This is a genomic window from Ruminococcus sp. OM06-36AC (genome assembly GCF_003438725.1).
Lineage (GTDB): Bacteria > Bacillota > Clostridia > Oscillospirales > Ruminococcaceae > Ruminococcus_C > Ruminococcus_C callidus.
This window is the reverse complement of the sequence record NZ_QSTT01000005.1, coordinates 65,692-92,611: the sequence shown is the minus strand read 5'-3', so window position 1 is coordinate 92,611 and position 26,920 is coordinate 65,692. Positions and strand designations below refer to the sequence as shown.

Genomic DNA, 26,920 nt, shown 5'->3' with positions numbered 1-26,920 from the left:
ACATAAAAGTGTTATACTTAAAGTAAACGTAAAACCACAGAAAAATGTGCAAAAAGCACAATTCAAAATAAAAATCAAAGCAGAAAATTAGCCATTTTATTCAACTAAATTGCTGAAATCTAAGGAATATGGCTTATGAATATGACTGACACAAAAATAATGGTGTCACGTGACAGGAGGAATTGCAATGTATCGACAAATCAGTATATGGAAGCGTGTCATTTATGGCATGCTGGCAGCCGTAATGGTGCTGACTTCGTGCAATTGGGGAACGATTTTTGCGGCGGCAGCAGCGTTGGGAAATTCCAGCACATTTCAGGTTGGTTTCGGAGCCGTTACCTCAAACGGTGCAACGCTGACGCCGGAAACCAATGACGGTGTCGGCAGCTTCTACATGATCCAGAAGCAGCAACAAACACTGCTGACTGTGAATATTGTCCCGAATTTTTCCACAGGCTATGTTCGCGGGCAGAATCTGGAACTGACGCTGCCGTATTTGTATTGGGACGACAGCGGCGTTTTGGTACAGGTGAACAGCTTGGAGGAAATTCCTTTTGCCAAACAGCAGGCAGGGGAGTATATCGGCATGGAAGCAAAGCTGAACGACAAGAGCACTTTCGGCAATGCGACAACAGTCTATGATGCAAGCGGAGCGGAAGTGAAAAACAACAGTTATGTCCGCGGAAAAATCACTCTGAAAAATGCCTATGATCCCCTTAGCGGAAACTGTACGCCGAAGTTTGACATGCAGTTTTACACGGCGAGCAATGCGGTAAGCATTCCGGAAAATGCTGCGGCAACACTGGAAATGAAATTTTCCTATGACGGGCTGTATGATTCCGGCAATACGCAGATCGGCAACGGGTGGTCAACCGATGAACTGGACACCAGCACCAAAATCCAGCGTACGGTTACATTTGTCAACTCCAACTTGGAGTGGAGCACAACCATTGAAAGCGTTCCTACTGTGCAGCTGAACGAAGCGAGTACAAACAAAGACAATGCTGTCATGTGGCAAAAGTATAACTACATGGTGTATGAGGTCACAGTGCAGAATGATTCAGAAGAACTGGACAGTACAATCGATAACTATCTGATCACATTGCAGGCACAGTACAATGCGGACAAGATGCGGAGCGTTCTGGACGAAGATCTTCTCTGCTGGGAAAAAGAAAATCCGGACACGCAGAACAAAGATTTTTCGGCTGATTTTTACCAGCATCATGAGTTTATCGGAAAGCCCAATGCGGGCGGCATTCTGGTCTATGATGTCACCGATACACCGGACTGGAAAACCCAGTGGGATCTGGAACATTTTTCGAATATCCCTGCGGAAACTATCCCATATGGCTATTCCGGTACAGGTACGATTATTCTGCAAAAGGAAGTATCGGACAAGTCCCATACCCTGTATTCTGCGGAGAAAGCAGAAGAACTGAACCAGAGTGATCCTAATGAAAAGCATTATTTTGCCAGAAAATACATGGTTGCGATCCCATATCCGAATAACTTTAACAGCAGCACCGGATTTGAAAACACTTCCGGACTGACCACAACAATTTCATTCGGCGGCGGCAGCAACATTCACTGGTCGAAACAGTATTCAGATTCTACTAACTTCACTCCGCACACATGGGAGAATTTTACTCACCACAAGTATGTCAAGGACGCAGACGGCAACGAAGTGACAGACAAGACAGTGGGTATCGGTGCAGTAGATGAATACTATCTGGACGGGTTTAACAGTATCGGTAATATCCCGGTATTTAACGCAGTTTCTACAGACCATGTGCCGGAAGATTTTGGTCTTCAGGAAATCCAGATCTGCCTGAAAAATGACACGGTGCATTATCCGGATATTCAGCTGAAAGACTGGTTCAAGGTAGACGGAACAGACATCAACCAGTTTATCCGGTTTGGCTTTACCGATGCAAACGGTGATGTGGTCTATAAGACTGCCGGCGAACTGGGGCTGCATCTGGAACAGGATACCGATGCCGACGTGACAGAAGAAAAGAACTGGACACTGGAAATCGGCGACGTGCTGACCAACCAGACTGGTCTGACATTCTGCAACGAGGTAGAATTTGTATTTCGGGAGGAGATCCCACGCCATACCGAGTTCAACGGTTTGATTACCATGCGTGGTGCATTTCCGCACCTGTGGACATATGACAACAAGATCGACACCTCTTACGAAGTGCACTATTACCAGCCGCCGACGGCATCGGAGGACGGCGAGGGCAAGTGGGTTTCGGAGCCGAAAGAAGTCACACAGGCAAATGCTGTTATCCGCACAGAACAGGCGAAACCGGCACTGACCGGCGTAGGCGTTTATGAAGATGTGATCGGTGATCTGGTGCAGAAAGGCAATCCGCAGACGGTTTCCCTGAATGACGATACCGCGGCGGCTCGCTTTGTGATTTCCAACGACAGCATTTCCGAGATCAGTCCGGCAACACTGGACATCACCGGTCTGTATCCCGATGAGGATTACACTGCCGGCGGACTGGTCGCCTCGAAAATCCTGCTCAGTGAGAACCTGCTGAAGAAGGCAAAGATCGAGAAGATCGTACTGCACGGCAAGGTGGTAAACAGAGAAACACTGGTCGATTCGGATATTACGCTGGACGATCTGGAGAATTACGGTACTGATGCAAACGGCAATGTGGTAATTGCAAAGTCTGCGTGGAACACACTGACCTATCTCACTGGCATGACCGTGTATTTTCAGCGTATCAGCGACAGCATTCCGCTTGCTGATGCAGCAGATGACGGGAACTGCTATGTGCAGATTCACGGAACGCCTACCACAGAAAGGGACATCACTCCGCATGGCGTGCTGAAAACGGCATACAGCTTCGGCGAACATGACCAGACCGCGTTGGATCAGACGGAGGAGGATACCGTCACACTGAACGTGTCCAAGGTGCTGCCGGAGCTGAAAGCGAGCGTACATGCGATTCGCAAGGACGGCACAGAAGCCTCTGCGGTGCAGTCTGTCCAGTATGATAAAAACGGAATAGCGTATCCCGTTTATCCGACACTGGCTGTGCCGAACCGCAGCAAAACGGAACAGACGTGGTATCAGTTCCTGCTGACCAACAATTCCCGTTCTACCAGTTCTCATGCACTGCTGCAAGTTAATATGGACAGTGTCGGCAATGAACCGACAGACTGTCTGAAAGACATAGAGGGCTTTGACACCCGAAAAATCGTCCTGAACGGCATCGGCGATGGACGGGCGGCTGCCATCGAAAAAATTGAACTTTTCGACTGGGATAATACAACTTATACCGCAGACACCGAGGCAAATATTGTGCCCAGTCTGACGGTCGGTTCTGATGCCCTGACCGCAGATGCAGACGGCAATGTTACGTATACCGTTCCGGATACCATTCAGCGTCTGCGGAGCGTGCGGATCATTTTCTCACGCATCTACGGAAATACAGATCTGGACAATCTCAAGGAGATGAATCTGAAGCTGTACGGCTCGACAGATTGGGTCGGTGATCTGAAAGCATCGGCGAGATTCGAGGTAATTGGCAGCATCAACGAAGCGTCCAGAACTTCTTCCGAAGCAACCATGCAGGTAGCCAAGACCAATCTCATTATCACCCCCTCCGCCAATCGTCCGGAGACCAAGGAAACCAGCAATAAGAGTCTGACTGTGCCGAATAAGGCGGACAACTTGTACTATGGCTTCCTGCTGGAAAATGGGGTAGCTTCTGACTGCTATTCCAAGGCGGGGAAGTCGCTGATTTCTGTTGATCTCCAGAGCGTAGGCGTGAAAACGGAAAAGGACAATGCGAAAATCGTAAAGGGTTATCTGTCGGACAAGGTGACGATTTCCTCCAACTATGCCAAGAGCGGCAAAATCGAAAGCATTAAGCTGACAGCATTCCTGCCGGAGGGTGTTTCCGGTCCTGCACAGGTAAAGACCATTTCTCTGGAAGAACTGGAAAAGCATAAGAATGCGGCAGGGGAACTGGAAGTAGACCTGTCCGATTGGAAAGCACAGGGCGTATACCTTGCGAATATCGAAATCGCCTATGCCGATCTGGAACGCGACCTTTCTGCGGAGCAGGGCAATGCACCGGAACTGCGTATTTACGGCACAAGTGACTGGTTTGATGACCTGACTGCGAAAATGACGGTGACACCGCAGCATGAACTGATGCAAAATCAGGCAAAATCCGCATCTGTGGCATTCCATGTAGACCGCCCGGGGCTCAGCGTCAACACCCATATTTACTATAACGATCAGAAAGAATCTACACGTGCGGCATCGGGCAACACGGACGGAAATGAAACCATTTTCGGCGTGCCGTATGACCGTGACTTTCTGCTGCGTGCGGAATTTGCCAATGAAACCATCTCGGTACTGGACGATACCCAGATCATTGCCAAGGTTCCCTATGAAAAGCAGGGAGAAGCACGAACTGGTTTCCATACTACAGAACTGCGAATTTATCAGGATCTGATCGATCAGTTCGGCAAATTTGACAATATCATTTTGACTGGTAAAGATGCGGACGATCAGGAGAAAACCGTAACCCTGCTGCCGAAAACAGACGAAGCCGGAAAGGTTACCGGTTTTTATACGGAAGATGCACCGGATACCATTTATACATATACAGACGGTGCACTGACATTTACCAGAGATACAGACACGCGACTGTTCCCGGCGTTCGGCATCGAGAACCTGACACAGGTGGAACTGAACGGCAGACTGGTAAAGCTGGTGGACAAATCCGCATCGGAAAAGCGGTATATTGAATTTGACGGCTATGACGATTCGCTGTTCGGAAAGACCGATACGCTGGAAGTAGATACACATAACTATCTGGACGGCTTCCGGGAATCCAAGGGCTATATCACAGAAGCATACGATAAGGACAAGTATATTGTAACGAAGAAAGACACCACGGCGATCTATGTTTCCAAGATGTATTTCGACACCACTGTTATGGCATTCTATAAAGATGCCAGTGCCGGAGATAAGAAGTACACCGCAGCAGCCAGTGCCGTGGAACATTTGCGAAAGAAGTATGCCCAGCCCACAGAAAATATGACGACTTGCTCCTGGAGAAGCGATAAGCATATACACGGCGCAGACGGTTATCTGTTCTCTGAAAAAGAGAAGTGGGGAGATAGTGCGGATAACTCCGAGTTGGAGATCGGCTATAAATCCATCGGTTCTTTCGCTGTGGACTTCCGCCAGTATCTGAACACAGGGAACAATCTGCCCAAGGCAAAGCCGACCCTTGCCGGACAGGAACACCAGTCGTATGACTATGTGCGCAATGCATCTTTGAATACGGCGGCAACTGTGAATATTACATTAGACCTGCCGTCGAACACATTCGATGCGTACTATCTGAAAATTGACCCCCGTGCCAAAGACTATGTTCAGTCGGTTACAGCAATCTATGCAGACGGTACCAAGCGTACCCGTTCCGGACAGGAAATTCTCTATGAAGCCAACGAGAGCAATGCAGACGGAAGCTTTGCACGGCTGAATCTGCTGGGCAGCGATGCGGACATGTTCTCCGCGGACGATGCCAACTATTATAAGAAGCCGGAGAGCTATAACGGAAAGAAGCCGGAAAATCCGGTGACACAGGTCGTTGTGACCATTGACATCAACCGCTATCAGACTGTCAACAATGACGGCAAAACGGCAAAGTCGCCGGACTATGGCATCTGGTATGACCAGACGGATTCTTCCACACAGGGAATGTTTGAAGTTACCGGACGTTTCTACCGCATGGACGAGGCAGTTGCCACGGCACATGCGGATGTGACTGTGGGCAAAACCACCAATGGCAGAAGTAAGGTGCGGACAGACTCCGGTGCGGACAAGGAAAAGTCGGATTGGTCCTTCACAGACAAGTATTATGCCTGGACCAGTCACTATGATTATTATCGTTGTGGACACTATTGGACCTATGAGATATTCGACTATACTGCAAAGCATTTGCAGTCCAGCACACGTGTGCATATCGTCAACGATGAGGACAATGTGCAAAAGGGTGTCGGCGAAACTCCCGCTACAGCGGAAAACCGCAATGCAGAATTCGGAAAGGACAACAGTTTCGCGATCCGTTTTTATCGGAAGGGCAACACCAAAGAAAGCACCATTCCTACATCTCACGTCAACACGACTTGGGGCGGTGTGGGTCACGATGCACCGAATAACAATGTTTACCATTGGGTAATGAACAGCCCGTACTCCCGTACCGACCAGTACGACTGGGTGAATAAGCTGTCCTTCACGGACAAGGTTGTGCTGTCCGACAGCCTGCCGCAGATTCGGCCGGATGATGACTACGAATACAAGGGCTTTCTGACTACCGGACTTCAGATCAAGAAAGAGATCTATCAGTATTTCCGAGATGACGACAACATTGTGTTCACCATAAATGCGAAGAACACGAACAATGACGTTGTCGGAACGGCACAGACCATTTCTGTTCCGGTGTCTGAACTGAAACAGATGTACGGCGAAACCGATGACTGGAACATTTATTTCGAGTACACACCGAAACAGCAGGACAACACAGATAACGGGGACAATGCAGGCGGCAGCATCGAGGGAAACGCAGACGATGCGGACACCGGAGCAAACCAGCCGCAGATCGAACCGACCTATACCGTAAAACAGGACGGCGGAAAATATGTTGTGGTTCTGGGCGAAGATACTTTTGTGACAGACTACAGCATGACCATGTACGATATTCCGGGTACAGGGGATTATTCTGCGGAACTGACCAACAAGGAAAAGGCAGATTATCACAATACCAATACATGGGATATTCTGGTGCAGGGCAAGCCGTATGCGATCAACAAGACAGACGATGACATGTACGGAAAGAACACTGCTCAAACCAGTGTTTCCACAGATTATGAACCGGACAAGGAAATCTACAAGCAGTCGGACAATGCGATAATCATGGGCTACCTGATCGATTTTCGGGCAGGGTATCAGCTGCAAACGGAGAATGGCAGCGTATCGGAAAAGCTGTACTATGATTACAGCCAGAGCGACAACAACACACCGAACCGCGGCTTGTTCCGCGTGAAGCTGTTCAATCAGGACAAGCAGAATGCGACTGGGCAGGAGGCGGCTGCACGTATTGACAGTGCGGCTACCACCAACACCATGGACAGCCGATACCGGCTGGAGCATATCTACCTGCCGAAATTCCTTTTGGACGACAACTGGTTCGGCGTGGCAAATCTGACACTCCAAGTGGGCAGCACGAACGTTCCGGTGAACGTGGTAAAAGGCTCCGGCGTAGACGGCATGGCAGACGGCATCTATGTGGTGCATGTCAGCACAACGGAAACCGTACAGGGCGAGGAAGTCTATACCATTGATGTGGAACAGATTCTGCGGCAGCTGTATCAGGCAGATCCCGGCGTTCTCGGAACCTATACCAATACGACTAATCAGAAAACCTATGTCAAGGCATATGTCAACAGCTTCCAGCTGGACTTCAAGGCGAAAAAGGCAGACCGAAATGACAGCAGAACTGTGCTGTGTGACGGGGAATACCTGTCGGCGGATCATACCAAGAACACCAGTGCATTCCTGTATGACGGCGTTTATGTCGACCGGACACCGGACGATTTCATCGGTGACGAGTGGAATGCCAATTCCACGCCGACCTTTGGAAAGGATCCCAACAGCTATTCGGAGCAGATAACCACCAACCAGCTTTCGGCAGTCTTTACCTCCATTGACCCCAATGCCAATACTTATATTTATAAGAATACGGACGGTTCTGCAAAGGGCAGCAAGAAAGAGGCAGACTATACAGTCAAGAATCTGACGGGTATGCTGAACGCAGAAGTCACCCGCACAAAGATGTACGATCAGGATTCCAAGACCAGAAACATCGATGAGGTGGACTATCTGCACCTGATGCCGTATGATTATGTAGAGTATACCATTCGGGTGAACACGCCGAACGATGCACTGATTCCGCTGGAACATACCACAGTGGACTTCTCTGTTCCAAAGGGACAGCGAATCGTTCGCTGGGACGTTGTAGATGCAGACGGAAAAGTTCTGACAACGGGAAATGCCGCGGAGAATATTCCGGCTGCGGATATTCACGCTGCTCTGTCAGACGGCGGCACGACGATCGAAGCGGCACAGGGTGTCAAGTATGCCCTGCTTGCAGCAGCAGAAGCAGAGCCGGCAGAAACTGCATACCGGCGGCTGGTGGCAGAACTGGGCAAGGGTGCAAAATTCGATGACCAGATCAAGCCGGGTGAAACGGTTTACCTGCGTGTGACCACACAGCTGACGGAAAACGACGGCAGCTATGATGCTGTCACTGTGGGCACACCGGATCTCAAAATTCATGCTGCCCCCAAGCACGGCTATCCGCAGTATGCAATCTATGATACCACCAGTTCAACACATCTGCCGAATGCAGACAGAAGATACTACTGGAACAAGACAACGACCGACCGTGCAGGCGTGTCTTATTACTACCGGTATACCGAGGCAGATGCAGACAAGCAGACACAGTATTATGCACACGTGCAGAACGAACTGACCTATCAGTCTGCTGCACCGGTAACGCTTTCCTATCAGGTAAACGACATCAGGCAGAATTACGACGGAAAGGGTGCCGTGCTGACAGTCAGCGACCTGTACAATGAAACCGGTCACCATTGCGATACCTACACGGTAGACGTTTCTTTCCTGGAAAAGCGTTCCAAGGACAGCGGCGATATGTTCTACCGCGGCTTTGAACTGACGGAGCCCTACACAGTTCCGGAGGAAGCAGACAAGTTCGGCAGAGTGGAAGTGCTCTATGCCGTTGCAGAGCCGAGTACAGATCCGCGGTTTGCAGAAGACGAAAACATTGCATTCAAGACGGACGAAAACGGCGTAAAGGTGACCTGGAAATCCTATGCATATGACCCATCCCGTACCGAAGATCAGGCGGCAGAAGAAAAAATGACAAATGCAGATCTGCCGAATGTAGTGGGTGTTCGCTGGATTTATTATGATCTCAAGGGATTTGACACCACGACTGCATACAGCAGTACCTCAAAAACGAAGGTGGCACTCCAAAATGTAACGCTGACCGGTGTCGGCAGATACCAGGATGTCACAGACGGCACAGGCGTGAAGGCAGATACCTATACCCAGTATTTCACAGCCACCAACACCTATGAGCACATTCACAGTGAAAACGAAAATGCAGTGACGGTGACTGAAAGTGGCAGCAGTGTGGCATCTGCCAAAACACCGACAGAGCACACGGCATACCTGACAGACACCAAAGTCCTGAATCCTAAGGTTTATCGGGAAAACCCCATTGCATCGTTCCACACCCAGACATTTTCTTCCGAGAGCGATGCTGCGGCAGCGTATGAGGAAAAGAAAGCACAGAAAACAAGCTATCGTCCGGGCGATACTGTTTGGCAGAAGGTAACACTGAAAAACAACCTGGCCGCACTGAGCAGCGGAAAACAGGCAGGTGAGGAGGGCAGGCTCATCAATCCGGTGATCTATGATAAGGTACCGGAATATTTTGCCAAGACTTTGTACGGTTCGTATGGGGTCGGCGACAGCATACCCAATTTGCGTTTGCTGGATGCTGACGGCAACGAGAAGGATCTGAGCAATATTGAGCTGTATCTGGCAAATAAGACCACAGAAGTATCCGGCTATGACAGCGGCGGAAAGATGACCTATACTGACGGGTTCAAGTCAACCAATGCAACACAAAAGGCATTTAACGATCTGAAACCGGACGAGAAATCCACATATCAGATTTCCTTTACCGTGTATGAACTGCGCCTGCGTTACAAAGATGCTCCCGATGCGGACTTCGTTTTGCAGCCGGGAGAACAGATCGAGTTCTGCTACTCAGCGACCATTCGGGAAGAAAACCTGCCTATGGTGTATACCGCGTCTACCTATGCAAATGATGCTGCGGCATCCACAGTAGACGGAACCGGACTGCACCCGGCATATTTCCCCCGCATTGGTGAGTATTATCAGAACAGTATTTATCATAATTATTATAGTTCCTCTACGAACGGCAAACTTTATCCGATGCTGACCGACGGATTCTCTGATACCGGAAACGTCTGGAGTAATTTCAAGCAGGTGCAGAACAGCAGTATCCAGATGGATATGGACTATCTGATGCACGATATTGGCTTCAGTGCGGATAAGAATACACAGGTGGATATGTGGGAATTTCTGGATCAGACCATTACACACATTCCGGGTTCTTCCACCACAAGCGGCAGCATCAGCGGACAGAACAACACGCTGTTGGACGAGGATTCACAGACTGCAAAGAATATGCAGACGGTGAAATATACTGCCAATTCCATGATCGAAACGGCTGACCAGCTCCAGCAGCTGCCCCAGACCGTGAAGTACATGGCAGGCGGTGCAAACCGAGATTGGTTCCAGCTGGCAATGGGCAAGCGGAACAAGAATCATGCAGACTGGGCAAATCTGGAGGTCGCAAAGAATACACCTGTTGTATGGAGCGAGACACGTCTGCACCTGCAAAAGGCATGGCTTGCTACCAGCTCGGAATTTGTAACAAGCAATATCCAGTACGAAAAGACAAACGGCGACCACACCAATGTGCTTTGCGACCCGAATTCCCCGTATTTCGGAACATACTCCAACGGAAATGGATTAAACTCCTATTATAATAGTGTACATGAGGTAACAGACCGGTCTGGTGCGGCTGCGCTGGAATATGATGAAGATGTCAAGGTACAGCTCCAGGCGTACAACTACGGCGACTGGGATCTGGACGGCGTGACATTCCTGTATACCTATGCCTATGGCATGAAACCGGTGATGAATGCAGACGGGACGCTGGATACATCTGAGATACTGGCGTATACCAACACCGGCGACTCGAAAGCAGATACATTCTCCCAGATCGACGGGACATATGTTACCGCAGAGATCATTCAGAAACCGGGAGACAAAAATCCGCAGTATCTTGCACCAAAGGCAATGCGGGATGCGGCACAGAACACAAGCATCACAGACGGTGCAGACGGATACTATACCGCAAAGGAATACACCCCGTATGTGGTGAAGATCACTGTAAAACAGTCACTGAAAAAATGGTACGGCAGGGGCAGCGACTTCGGCTATATCACACGGGTGACACTTCCGGCAAGAGTATACACCGATACGGCAAGCGGCACATGGTACGATCGTGTTCTCACCCAGCCCTATGTGGCAGAGGGTAGCCAGAATCATCTGTACTATCAGATCTATGACATCGATCACTGGGACGGTTCTACCAAGACGCTGACCAAGCATAACCAGCTGTACGGCATGGATTACCTCTGGAGTCCGCTGTATTGGTATTGGTATGACAGCGACGGACAGCTTGGAAGTCTGAAATACCTGGCATCCTCTCCGAATATGCCGTCAGTAAACGGCTACAACATCCAGAACAAGGAAACGGTAGAGGAAAACGGCAGCTATTGTTTCACCAACAACGACAGCATCGACCGCTATTCCAGCGGCACGACCATGTTCTTTGCCGAAACTGGTACAAGAGCCGTGCTGCGGAAACCTCTGGTACGCAGCTGGACAACCATCAGCGAAACTGTTGGCAGCAATGGAACCGAGATGTACGGCAAAAATGTGGAGCAGTACTACACCGAAACACAGGGTGAAGTCAACTGGATCAATGTTCATGTGGAGAACAATTATTACTGGGACCAGTACGGCTACAGCGGCAGTGTCGGCATACGCGGCTATAACAATGAAAAGACGCTGCACAGCTATGGCACAGACGGCGGGCAAAAGGGTTCGCTCTCTCTGCCGGTCATCACCAACATTCTGCCCTATGGTATCGTTCCGGTTGCGGCAGACGGCTCCCGTTATACTACGGACAACACCAAGAATGACAAGCCTCTGAACTGGGAACTGTACGACAAAGATGCCACTACCAATCTGGCAGATCAGAAGGCACTCTATGATACCGAAGTCTACTATGACGATTCCACACAGCGGTATGTGGTACAGATTTTTGCCAGGGAGGAAAATGATACCGAAAAGGCAATGACCGCGGCGGAACTGGCAGAAAAGCGGGAAAAGGATGCTGCGATCCGGAACGGCAGTCTGTATAATTTCTGCATCAAGACCTTTACTTATGCAGAGCCGGACGATGTGATCAACGGCGTGGAAGACGAAGATCTGCTGAAAAACTATCTGAACAACTATTCCTATGTTTCCAGCAGAGTGAACGCGTACCAGTTTATCACGGACAACGACATTTCCGGAAATTTATACAAGGTATGCTCACCGGTAAATCTGAGAGCAGCTGTAAACGCTTATGATACGTATGATTACCGGAGTGCAGACAAGCGAAAGGACGCAGTTGCAGCAACCGATACGGAAGTACTGATGCAATACTACAGCGAGAGAGTGTACTATGATTCCTCTCAGGATACGCTGCCAATGCGTCCGGATACAGACAATGACGGACTTTCGACCACCAATCCGGATCCTTACGTTCTGCTGACCCATAAGTACGAAAACGGTACCTATATGCTGGGCAGCATGAGCCGGTACGCCGAGAGCGATCCCATGGAAATGGACGAGTACCGAAAGAACAAGCCGCTGTCGGAGGAAATTCGTTCCGCACTGAACCGCGATGTGACACTGCGTGACAACAGCAGTGATATGCTTTTCCAGGATATTACTTCTGCCAATGTGATGCAGGATTCCGGCGTTGTGAATACGCTGAAGATCCGCACGCAGACTCCGTCTTTAAAGGCGGAGAACATGGTAGCTGCTGAAAAGACCGAAGAAGGCGAAAAGGGCTTTGCCGGAAACAAGGAAGATCTGGACGAAGTGAAAACCCGTCAGAAGTATCAGAACAACGGGGAAAACTTTGACTACAGTGATATTCTCTGGTACAGTGCCAAGGTTTCCAGCCAGTCGGAGGCAGACTATCGTTATCGCGGAAGCATCTTCCACGCCAAAATGGTTGTCACATTCCAGCTGCCGGAAAATGTACGGTACTGGGACGAGGACGATCTGCTGGACGACTACTATCTGGAATACACCGATAAGTCGGGGAAAAAGCAGACATTTACCATGGCAGAGGCAAAGGCTGCCGGCTGGGGCATTGAGCTGACACAGCGGTACTTTGCCGGAGCAGTTGCACCGGCAGAAAATCCGGCGGACGGACTGACACGGGCAGATTCTGCCACAAAGCGTGGCGGTGAAACGCTGGTATTCGAGATCACCACGCCGAAAGATGACGGCTTCGACTGCACAAATGACAACACCTATGTGGCAGGCTGTCATCCGGCGGGCTATTTCAATGGCACGCTGAACTTTAAGATCAAGACACGCATCGACAATCTGGAACTGCCGGCGGATACGGACAGCAGCTGGGAGGATTATTATGCCAAGGTCTATGCAACGTTCGAACAGACAGACGGCAAGTTCGCCATTACAAAGGACGGTCTGTTTGCAGAACGTGATGCAGACGGCAAGTACTACACCCGCGGCGGCTGCCTGATGCCGAAGCAGGACAAGAACGGCTATGTCTACAACGACTACGGCAATATCGTCTATGAAAAGAAACAGCGGCAGGAAGTGCCGGCAAGTGACATTGTATATGATACCTATGATTTCAACTTCACCGGACAGACTATGGAGGGCATGCAGCTGCAAAATGCGGTGCGGGTGAAGGATACCAACCGTCCAAAGAACGATGCCATTCCGGAGATCGAACCCTTTGACGGCGTTGTGCCGGGTGAGATCTATCTGACCGCTTCTTCTGCGAAAGTTGCTGTTACTGCACCGAAAACCACGGTGCGTGCAGATCTGAACTATGAGCGTGTGCGTGTCAACGACCCGAACTCCTCTATTGTCATTGCGGAAGACCCGCATATTAAGCAGATTTATAAAACTGTCAGCTATGTCGATCAGGTGTCTAACGATACCGCATCGGTAAACGAATTCGTGGTCAACTACAATCTGGCAAACTACGCAACGCTGCGTGGTACCACGAAGGTGGCACCGGTCAACAAACCGGGCGTGCTGCCTCACGTTTCAGAGCTGGTTTATCCGAATGTAACGGAAATTTCTACCGGTAACTGGGCAATTCCGTCAGCAGGTGCACTGGAAACCGAGTATGCCGCAGACCAGCAGCTGGTTCATGACATTCTGGAAAAGCACCTGAAAGTGTATCCGTATGTTCTGATCAGCACGGACCCTGCCAATGAAGAAGCATTCCTTGCACCGGAAACGAAGCAGGACGACGGCATTTATTCAAATGCCTATGCCAACAGCAGCAAGGGAACCAGCTGGTGGGTACGCATCGGCGAAGAACAGGGCTATGCACTGGACGCAAACCAGACGATTTCACTGGAAGCCGGCAACCTGCGCTTTGACAGCACCAACGAAACGCTGAAGCAGCAGATCACAAACGACAGCATCAATTTGCACAAATCGATTCGTCAGGTGCGTTGGGTGATTCGGACAGAGGGCTTTACGGAAACGATTTCCGGAACTCAGGTCCGGCTGACCAACGCAGAGGCACCCCGATATTTTCCGGTGCCGAAGGGATTGTATGTGAATGCAGATGCAGACGACACCACAGAGGGCAGACAGGACCGCAACGATGTGGACAAGTATCACTATGGTCTGGAACCCCTGAGCGAAAGCATCAAGGAAAACAGCCCCCACGTGGCATTTACCACTGCACCGAATGACCCGTCTATCTCCAATTCTGTACACAACAACCATTTCGCCAGCGTGATCCTGCGTAGCGATGACTTCAAGTATGCGGTTTCCGGTGATGCGTCCAGAGTGGGTTTCTATCTGGATCCGCAGCTGCCGTGGCTGGGTATCGATATTGATGCCAAGTATTTCAGCGGTGCTGCAAACAAGGAATACAAATGGGATTCCAATACCAGCGGTATTTCCAGCGGTACCGGCAAGATGCTGAAATATACAGTGACTTATAAGAATCTTAGTCAGGAACTGCTGAACACAAGTACGTATAACCGGAAAAATGCAGAGGCAGACAAGCTGTCTGATCCTACGGTTTCTCTGGCACTGCCGTATCTGGAATCGCTCTCTGCGGACGCATTCCAGTATGTGCAGTATCAGGACGACTCCAACGGCAGTATTGACGGTTATTTCGTCGGCGATCACTACACCAGCATTGCGGAAAAGAACAGCGACAATCAAGTGGTAACGCCTGCGAAGAATCTGGACGATGTGATACCGCAGTGGACATGGCATATTGAAAACGAAAAGGGTGAATTTGTTTCCCTGAAAGACAACGGTGATGTTTCACTGGAAGACGTAGACGTGGAAAAACTCCCGTATGCAGACGTGACAAACACCGAAGTCGCTATGGACACGCAGAAGAACCCCAACCCCTACTTTGTGACAAAGCCGATCTCCACCAATGTACTGAACCGGAAGATCGTCAACTTCAAGTTCTCCGGAACTCTGGAGCCGGGACAGCGTATTGTGGTAGAACTCATGGTGCCGCTGGACATCAGCAACAGTAACATCGTTTCTGCGGAACTGATGCAGGCAAAGGCATATGGTTTTAAAAACGGTTCTTTCCGGCCGTATATTCCGGACAAGCAGGGAAAAGTCAAGATCGTTGCCTATGAAGTAGACAGCCATGATGTCAACGACAACAAAAGCAGCGGCGATATGACACTGACGATCACATCACAGGCAATCACCCTGCTTTCGATCGATAATGTCACACAAATGAAAACAGCCACTTCCGATCTGGATTCCGTAAAGGCGGCAATTCCAGTTCGGGTACAGGAGGGCGGCAATTACTCTTACTCCATTTCCATGCAGAACAGTTCAGATTCGGATACCGAGTATAAGACACTGCTGTTTTATGATGTGCTGCCGTATGTGGATGACACCAAGGCAACAGATTCGGAAGCTAAACGTAACTCGAAATGGAACGGCTATCTGATTCCGGATTCCGTGCAGCTGAAGCAGGTATCCACCAGCGGTACAGTAAATCTGGATCCGTCTATGTACACCGTCTGGGTCGGACCGATCATCAAGAAGAACGGCAGCTATGTGCTGCAGGATGTCAGCCTCCTCCCGAAGCCGGCAGATGATCTGATGGATACCGAGAAAAACAATTTCTACCGGAGTCTGTATCAAGATGTAAACGGAAAGAATTCGTATTTTGTCAAGCTGTCTGAACTGATCGGCGATCACAAAGCCGGCAGGATCTCTGATGCCGAATACGATCGGCTGGTACGGGGGATCCGTGCGATCTGGGCACAGATGAATAATGCCGACACCAGACTGGACAAAAAGAACCGTATGGAACTCTACTATGAGATGCATGCACCGCTGAATCTGCCGAAGTATGTTGGTACACCTACAACTGAGGACGAGAATGAAAGTGCAGCATCTGCGGAGAGTATTCGCAAGCAGGTAGAGGGTGTGACACAATGGAACACCTTTGCTTCCGGCTATGATTCTGCAAGTGCGATCGGCAAGAACTATCAGGTCTTTGAAAACACACAGGCCGGTGCCTATATTTCTGCCCCCAGCGGAAAGGGCTATATCGGCAGCTATGTCTGGAGCGACCTCAACTATGACGCTCAGTGTAACGAAGCAGAATATGAGATGTCTGCCAACGGACGGTTGCTGCCTACCGGCAAATGGACGACCGATATTGACTTTGACGGAAAGCCGGACGATCCGGGTATCAATGGCGTAAAGGTGGAACTGCTGACGAAGAAGGGCTATTCCGTCAACGTCAACGGTGAGGCAGTGATTGCCGATCCGGATCCTGACAGTAACCCGAATCCGGAAAAGACACGTTATGTTGTCATTGACGAGGAAACTGGTCAGCCGAAAACCATTGTAGAAAACAACACCAATTCCTATCAGTATACGTTTGACGGACCGGTGACTTATACCACCGAAAGCGACTATTACGGAAATCAGGGCTATTTCATGCTGTCGAATCTGACACCGGGAGATTACCGGCTGCGGTATACACTGCCGCAGGGATACGATCAGTACTCGGTTACAACACGGGAACTGGGACAGACTGGCACAGCACTGAAAGTATACCGTGACGGAAAGGTCGTCTATACCGGCATTCGAACAGAAGATGACCAAACGGCAGTTGCCAACGAAATTGCCAACACAAAGGCTTCGTCCGGACAGCTGATCGTACAGACGGCACCGATTCATGTAGATGCGGTGGAAGAAGATCTGACAAAGCATCAGGCATATGACACCGCCATGACTTCCTATATGCTGGGTGTTTCCAGAGGATACACTTACGGCGGCTGGGCATGGGTCGATGAAACAGACAACAACGGCACCATCGAAAGCGACGGCATCATGCAGGAAGCCGAACAGAAGCTGAAAGATGTGACGGTGGAAATGCACGAAGTCGATGCAGACGGCAATATCTCTCCGGAAATCGCCGTTGACGGCGACGGCAATCCGGCAGTATTCTACACGGGAACAGACGGCTACTATCAGTTCCGTCTGTATCCGAACAAGAACTATGTGGCAGTGGCAAAATATGAGGGCAGTTCTGTTATCCCGTATAAGCCTTCGCCGTTTGTTCTGCACAACGATCCGCTGGAAACATCAGATGATAACGATCTGACCAAGGCGGTGAACAATTTCCGCACACGGCCGTTCCAGACCGGTGTGCCTTACGACAAAAACCAGAAGCCGCTGTATGAAAATGACGGTCAGACCTTCCAGATCAACAGAAGCATTTCTCTGGGATTTGTGGACGGCTCCCGTGGATTTATCGGACAGTGGATCTGGGACGACGAAAACTATAACGGCATTCGGGATACCTTTGAAAAGGGTATCGAGGGTGTGACCGTGACCTTGCAGCCGTTCTACTATGACGGCGATACCGGAAAATGGGTAGCCATTACCGGTGGGGAACGCGACATAAAAACTTCGGAATCCGGTTCTTATGTATTCCAGAATGTTTCCAGTTACTACGAAAAGGACGGCAGGGAATATCTTGCTGGCTATCGGCTGTACGTTGATCCGGCAAAGAATCCCCAGCTGTACCAGAAGTATGCGATCACCAAGTATAAGCAGTATCCGAACAGCCGTTCTACGGAAAACAGTGACCTGCAATATACCGGTGATATGCAGTACTCTCTCATTGGCGATGACTGGTTCGAGTATGGCGAAAACGGCAATATCACAGCAACGTATCACAACTATGATAAAGAAGACGACATCATTATTATTGCCGGAGAAACGACAAACCAGAACAGCAATGTCATTGCCTATAAGAACACCCATTATGATACCGGCGAAGCACAGCGTCTGCTGGACTACAGCGGCGGCTTTACGGAGATTCAGACTTCTGAAGTAACCGGTTATCTGTGGGAGGACAACGGTAAAAATGCAGCCGGAGAATATCAGGAGGCATTTGACTATGACGGTATCCGCAATACAGTGACCGCAGAGGACAGCACGACTCAATTCTATGAAAAGGGAATTGCCGGAGCGACTGTTCAGCTGGAACAGTATGTTCTGCAAAATGGTACCTATGTACCGGTAACAAGTGGAAACCGTACTGTAAAAACTGATGCAGACGGCAAGTATACATTCTCCGGTGTTTCCACATATGCGGAAATCAATGGGGAAAAGGTGCTGGCACATTATCGTCTGAAGCTGCTGTCACTGCCCAGCGGCATGGAAAACTATGCTGTTACCCGCTATCGGCAGAACGGCGATGCGGAAACCCAAGTGGTGGACAGCCATCTGATAGCACAGAATGAACAGCACGGAGCAGGATATACAGATTATGACATTGCGTCTTATCTGACCTCTCCGGCTGACGGTGATTATTTCATCACTGCAAAGAAGTCCCAGCCGGAAACAGAAGCTGGCATTGACGGAAACACCTATTTTGAACCGTACATTCTCTATGATGATGCAGCAGTGCACGACAGAAATCATGATTATGCCTACGATTACATCAAGGCAAAGGATTATGACGGCTATGACGGCGGTCTGAAAGCATTTGAAACCGCCTCTGTCAGCGGCGTGGTCTGGGAGGATACCAACTATAATGGTATTCAGGACGACGGCGAAGCAGTATATCATAACAGCAAGAATCCGGCAGTTGTGCACTTGCAGCAGTATTTCTACCGCAATGACGAATGGGTGCTGGAAAATGCAGCATTCCGGACACACGAAACCAAAACAGATGGAACCTACACGTTCAGCAATCTTCCCACCTATGTGGAAAAGAACGGCGTAAGGTATCTGGCAGGCTATCGGGTACTCCTGAAAACAATGCCGAAAGATTATGCGGCAACGAAGTACTGGAACGATGCAGATCCGTCAAAGGTTTACAGCAAACTGTATGTGACCGATGCCGATGGTGTCGAGGACAGCCAGCGGACAGGTGACCTGCCGGTTACTGTGCTGCAAGGCAATCACGAAATGCTGATTCCGGCACGGGAGGCAAAGGCAGGCACACAGTCCAACGATGCAGAACCGTATACGGATTACAACTGGGCATATGTCTGCGGCACGAACATCAAAAATATCGACACGCCGAATACTGCACAGCAGAAGTACTATGATCTGGTAACAGCAAGAGATTATGAAAATCTGAATGCCGGTCTGAAAAAACGCAACATTGCGGCAGTAAAGGGCAAAATCTGGGAAGATACGGATTACAACGGCATTCTGAACAGCGGTGAAAAGGGCAAGAGCGGCGTTTCTGTCACTCTGGAACAGTATCGCTATGATGCTGCCGTAAAGCAGTTTGTTCACATGAACAATGACATGACTGTGAAAACTGATGCCAAAGGCGTATATCAGTTTGCCAAGGTGCCGACCCACTTTGTGGTTGACGGCACAGATCAGCTGGCATATTACCGCATTCGTGCGGCTGTGCCGGCGGGATATGCGGTGACACGGTATCGTCAGGCAACAGATGACACGAAAACAGACAGCGACTGGATCGCAGAAACGAATTATCTGACTGCACCGGACAATGGAGATTACTTCCTGACAGCACAGCCGGCACAAGGCAACGCTCCCTATAATCTGACTGATGCTGTCACAAACAAGGAATACGATTCCATATTGAATGCAGACGTGACTGACATTTATAACGGCGGTCTGAAAGCGTTCGAAACCGGAAAGATTCAGGGCGTGGTTTGGTTCGACAAGAATTACAGCGGCTTGCAGGAAGCCGGTGAAACGGCAATGGCGACACAGCAGACGGTCTATCTGGATCAGTATTATCTGGACGATACCGGAAACTGGCAGTTTGTCAAGAAAGATTCTGTTCAGACAGATGCCAAGACAGGTGCATATCAGTTTAAAAACAAGCCGACGTTTGTAACGGTTGACGGAAAGATGTATCTGGCAGGCTATCGTCTGCGGCTGAACGCGGTACCGGACGGTTATGCTGTGACAAAGTATCAGGTGCTGGATCCCACAGGAAGCTGCATCAACAGTGACCTGCTGGCAGCATCTCAGGAAACGAATGCAGATCAGACCGTGGACTTCAACCAGCCGGACGAGTATATCTTGCTGGCAAAGAAGGCTGTTCACGGTGCATTCGGAAGCAAGGAGTCAGGATTCCACGAATACTACGTGCGGAAGTACGACAATGTCGATTATGATATTGTTACCGCAAGAGATTCTGACGGCGTATACAACGGCGGACTGAAATCCATACAGACTGCGGCAATGGACGGACGAATCTGGAACGACCTCAATTATGACGGCACAATGGATTTTAGCGAAAGCGGCTGCGGCAATTTCAATTTGACACTGTATCAGTATTATCTGGACGGAACGACTTGGAAAAAGACTGCGGCGACTATGACAGCAGTGACCAACAGCAACGGTCTGTATCATTTTGAAGGTATTCCCACTTATGCGGAAGTCGGCGGCAAGCGGTATCTGGCTGGGTATCAGCTGCACTTAGATGCACTGCCGGACGGCAATGCAGTTACTGTACTTGCCAACGACAACAAGCTGCACTGGAAGAATGGCGAACTCACTCTCATGGGCGAGCAGGAATATCTGATCGTTGCAGCAGAGGCACAGCCGTTTACCGGAGAACATACCGGAAACACACCGCAGTACAACACGTATTACGACCGCACTTACAGTGCAGTTCCGAATACGGATACGATCTACGACATCACAGAAAGCCGTGACAGCAAGAACGAGTACCATGGCGGCGTTCGGGCGTTCCAGACAACGTCTGTCAGCGGACGAATCTGGAATGATGCCGATTATGACGGCGGCATGGCGGCGGAAGAAGCTGGCATGGAAGGCTTGTCGATGACGCTGGAGCAGTATTACTGGGACGGCACCACATGGCTGCCGACAGCACAGCAAAATTACACTGCAACTGTAAACACCGACAGCAACGGGGACTATCATTTCGAAAATGTTCCCACATTTGTGGAGATCGGCGGCGAGCGGTATCTGGCTGGCTATCGGCTGAAGCTGGACGCACTGCCGAAGGACGCTGACGGTAAGATCACCTACGGCATTACCAAGGCAGGCGGCGACAGCAAATTCCAAAGACTTGAAAATCCGTATCAGAGCGAGAACCTCTATCTGACAGCACCGGATCAGTATCTGATTCTGGCTGCTGAGGCAAAGACAGAAACCGATTCGACATACCGAAAGCACTACAACGGCAGTGACTATGACATTGCAGATGCCGCAGCCCAGACAGACTGGAACGGCGGCTTGAAGCAGGTCGAAAAGGCACAGATCGTTGGACGTGTCTGGGACGATGCAAATTACAACGGCTTGCAGGATACCGGCGAGGGAAACATTTCCGGCGTAGAAATTACGTTGGAGCAGTACTACCGCGATGCCAACGGCAACTATCAGCCTACCGGCATATTCCAGAAGGATTCTGATGCCAACGGCGAGTACCGGTTTGACAATGTGGATACGTTCTGTAATGCAAATGGCGAAACCTACCTCTGCTATTATCAGCTGAAAATGACAGGCGAAGTGCCGGACAATTACACCATTACCTGGTACCGGCAGGGCGATGATCCCGCAAGGGACAGCAATCTGGATGCGGAGAGCCGTTATCTGACGAAAGACACCTATTTTGTTTGTGCAGCTGCGGATACGGACAGCACGGATTATGCAGTGGACGGCAGAGATATTCTCCGAAAGGAAGATGTTTCCGGTTATGATGCCGGCTTTACACAGTTGGCAGTAGGGGACATCTCCGGACGGATCTGGATCGACCACAACTATGACGGCATGCAGGACGAAGCAGATGATGCGGCGAATACCGCAGAGGACAAGGCGGCAATTGAAAATGTTACCGTCAAGGCAATACAGTATTATTATGACGGCAGCCAGTGGCAGCCGAACGACACGGCGTATACAGCCAGCACAAGCACAGATGCAGACGGCAAATACACACTGGCGAATCTGCCCACCTGGGTGAGAATCAACAATGTGGATTATGCCGCAGGCTATCAGCTCTGTCTGGAAAATCTCCGCGGCAATTATCTGGCGACACAGTATCGTGTGGGAACTGACCGCACCAAGGACAGCGACCTCCGACTGGACAGCACATATCTGACGAGTGCGAACGAATACATTGTTCCGGCGGCAAATGCGTATAACGATGCCAACGGAAATCAGAATGGTGCTTCTGTACGGGAAGTTCCGGACAGCAACGGTACCATGTACGCAGTAGACCTTGCATGCGGCAAGAATACCGGACATTATGATGCCGGACTCAAGCAGCAGGACAAGGGCGTGATTCGCGGTACCATTTGGAACGATGCGAACTATGACGGTTTGTATAATTCCAACGAAGTGCCGGTGGCAACTTCGGTTCGCGTGATACTGACCCGTGAGATCTATGAAAACGGAAACTGGATACCGGATACTGCATTTGGTGAGGTTTCTGAAATTGTGGATCACGGCGAGTATCAGTTTACGGATCTGGACGTTCACGTGCCGGCAGACCTGTCAGATGACAGCACTTCTGGCAACAAGGATCGCATCTATGGCTATCAGATCCGGCTGGATCTGGCAACTGTGCCGGATACCTATGCGGTGACCAAGCAGTATGCGGAATCGGAGCAGGCTCTGGAAAACAGTTTCCTGAATCCCCGTGACGGCAGTCTGCTGGCAAAGGACGAGTCGCACATCATTTTGGCGGCGAAGGCAACTGATGCAGATCGGGAGCATACCATTACCATTGCAGGTACCACATATGCACCGGCAAATCTGGCGAAATCTGTCGCACCGCACAACGGCGGCTTGACTGCAATCGAAACTGCGTCCATTGAAAGCTACATCTGGAATGACGAGAATTACAACGGCATACAGGACGAAAACGAAGTGGGCGTTGCAACCGCAACGGTCAAGCTGACACGGAAATATTATGATGATTCTGATAAGACGTGGAAGCAGGACGACAGCTTTGCATTGGTTGCAGAGGGTGTACCGGTAGCAACAAGCACACCGGTAGCGACAAGCACACCGGTAGCAACGGGAACGCCTGTGGCAACAGGTACACCGGTAGCGACAGCAACACCTGTGGCAACCGGCACACCGACAGCCTCCGCATCTGGCGGCTATTATCGGTTTGACAACCTGCCTACATTTGTGGAACGGAACGGCGAGCGTTATCTTGCCGGTTATCAGTTACAGCTTTGCGAGATGCCTAAGGGCTACGCAGCGACCAAGTGCCGAATCGGAGAGGACAGCACCAAGGACAGCGATCTGTTTGCGGATACGTTACATCTGTATGAAGATGCAGACGAAGTGATCATACTGGCAGAAGCGTCCAGCGGCAACGACTTCTACGACAGGAATGTGGGGGACAATGCCTATGACATTGTCAAGGCAAAGGACAACACGGACTATGACGGCGGTCTGACTGCAATCGAAACTGCGTCCATTGAAAGCTACATCTGGAATGACGAGAACTACAACGGCATACAGGACGAAAATGAAGTGGGCGTTGCAACCGCAACGGTCAAGCTGACACGGAAATATTATGATGATTCTGATAAGACGTGGAAGCAGGACGACAGCTTTGCATTGGTTGCAGAGGGTGCACCGGTAGCAACAAGCACACCGGTAGCAACGGGAACGCCTGTGGCAACAGGTACACCGGTAGCGACGGCAACACCTGTGGCAACCAGCACACCGACAGCCTCCGCATCTGGCGGCTATTACCGATTTGACAACCTACCTACATTTGTGGAACGGAACGGCGAGCGTTACCTTGCCGGTTATCAGTTACAGCTTTGCGAGATGCCGAAGGGCTACGCAGCGACCAAGTGCCGAATCGGAGAGGATACAGCCAAGGACAGCGATCTGTTTGCAGATACGTTACATTTGTATGAAGATGCAGACGAAGTGATCATACTGGCAGAAGCGTCCAGCGGCAACGACTTCTACGACAGGAACGTGGGGGACAATGCCTATGACATTGTCAAGGCAAAGGACAACACGGATTATGACGGCGGCTTGACTGCAATCGAAACCGCGTCCATTGAAAGCTACATCTGGAATGACGAGAATTACAACGGCATACAGGACGAAAACGAAGTGGGCGTTGCAACCGCAACAGTCAAGCTGACACGAAGCTATTACGACAGCCGCGATACCACTTGGAAACTGGACGACAGCTTTGTGCTGGTGGCAACTGGCACACCAGTCGCAACGGCAACACCTGTTGCAACAGGCACACCGGTAGCGACAGCAACACCTGTGGCAACTGGCACGCCAACGGCAACCGCATCTGGCGGACACTACCGCTTTGACAATCTGCCGACCTACATAGAAAAGGACGGTCAGAGATATTTAGTGGGGTATCAGATGCAGCTTTGTGAGATGCCGGAAGGATATGCTGCAACGAAATATCATGCGGCTGCCGACAGCGACAAGGACAGCGATCTGATCGCCGGCACACTGGATCTGCAGGAGCCGGATACATTCCTGATCCTGGCGAAAGCATTCAGCGGAAATACACCATATTGCTGTCAGGTTCGCGGCGTGGACTATGACATTGTAAAGGCGGCAGATGTCACCGGATATGACGGCGGCATTGTGCAGAAGGATTCTCATGTATCGATCTCCGGTATTGTCTGGGACGATGCAGACCGAGATCATCAGATCAGCGACGGCGAATCCGGTATCGCCAATGTGAAGATCATACTCCGGCAGTATTATCGCCGCAACGGAAAGTGGGAACTGCTGCCTGAAGCAAAACAAGTTGCCTATACCAATGCAGACGGACAATATCGTTTCGACGACTTGCCGCTGTCTGTGACGGTGGACGGTGTCACATATCTGGCAGGATACCGCCTGTGGATCGATTCGATTCCGGCAGGATACAATGCGGAAGAATATGCTGACATATCGTCGGGCAGTGTGGAGATTCGTGCAGAGGAACGCACGTTGGACGGCTGTATGATTCTGGGAATCCCGGAAGAAAAGGGCGTCACGTCCGGAACTTGTCTGGAAGGATTCAACATCGCCAAGGGCGAGGATATGGCTTTTCTGAATGTCTTTCTGAATCGTGATCCGGAAGAATCTACGGAAACAACAACGGCTACAGATCTTGTTACGACAACAACCGAAACCGCAGTTTCTACGGAATCGACGACACAGACCAGTACTTCGGCATCTGCGGGAACTACCTCTGTGGAAAGCAGTACCACGGAAACCAGTACGGCAACCGTGCGGACTACAGCAAGCACTACAGAATCCAGTACAGCAACAACACGGACTACGGCAAGCACTACGAAAACCAGCACCACAACAACACGGACTACAGCAAGCACTACAAAAACCAGCACGACAACAGCACGGACTACAGCAAGCACTACGAAAACCAGCACCACAACAACACGGACTACAGCGAAAACGCAGTCGTCTCATACTACTGCAACCACACGTACGCATACTACAGCTACGAAACAAACCACCAGCAGCGTTACAACCTCGAAACAGACTACCCATAGCACATCACACACAACAACAGCGAAAGTCACCGCATCACCGGCAACACATACGATTGCAAAAACAACCACGCACACGACACATACCACCAGTCACAGAACGACCGCCGGCACAACCAGTATCACTCAGAGAACATCTGTGACGACTTCCCGAACCACGGGAACGACCCACACGACAGCTACTGTAACGACTACTGGCAGCACGTCAGTCACTACTTCCGCAATACACCGCACGACATCTTCGACAACACAGCAGACTACAGCAACGGTGACACTCTCCAGTGCAGGTCCGACCAGCGTGACAACTACGACACATACCACCATTCAAACTACCACCCAGACAACGCCGAAACAAACGATGCAGACTACGGTATCTCAGACGAATACCACGTCTGTAGCACCGACCAGCCGCACCACTTCTGCGACAGTTTCTACGACTGGAACCACCAGCACGGGAACGACAGACAGCAGTGCATCGACTGGAACACAGACCACACACCACAGCACGCATACCACGACACAAACCACCACAGTTACTGAAACAACGGTGAATAGCACTTGCGAAACATCGGGTGCTTCCACCAGCATTCGACAGACCACATTGCGGAAAAATCACGTGAGCGGGGACACTGTCACGACTACCACAACAGCTGCAAACAGAGAGCATGCGGCAGGTCATCACACGCAGACGACGACAACGGCGGCGGCAGATGTTTCTGCACAGACCTCTGAAAAAAAGCGGATACCGCTTCCGCGGCAGCAAAACATTTCGGGAACGCCGAAAACCGGAGATACCACACTGCACATCACCATTTTGATCGCAGCCTGCGGATTCTCACTGCTTCTGGCAATCCTGACAAAGCGGCGTAAAAAGTAACTGCATGCT

General features: G+C 50.3%; 1 protein-coding gene. It reads left to right on the top strand.

Translation table 11 applies throughout. From position 1 onward, the window contains the following. Window positions 1–187: 187 nt before the first annotated feature. Entirely contained in the window at window positions 188–26,911 is a 26,724-nt protein-coding gene (locus DXB92_RS06125; protein ID WP_117733169.1) for an SdrD B-like domain-containing protein, read from the top strand. Window positions 26,912–26,920: the final 9 nt, after the last annotated feature.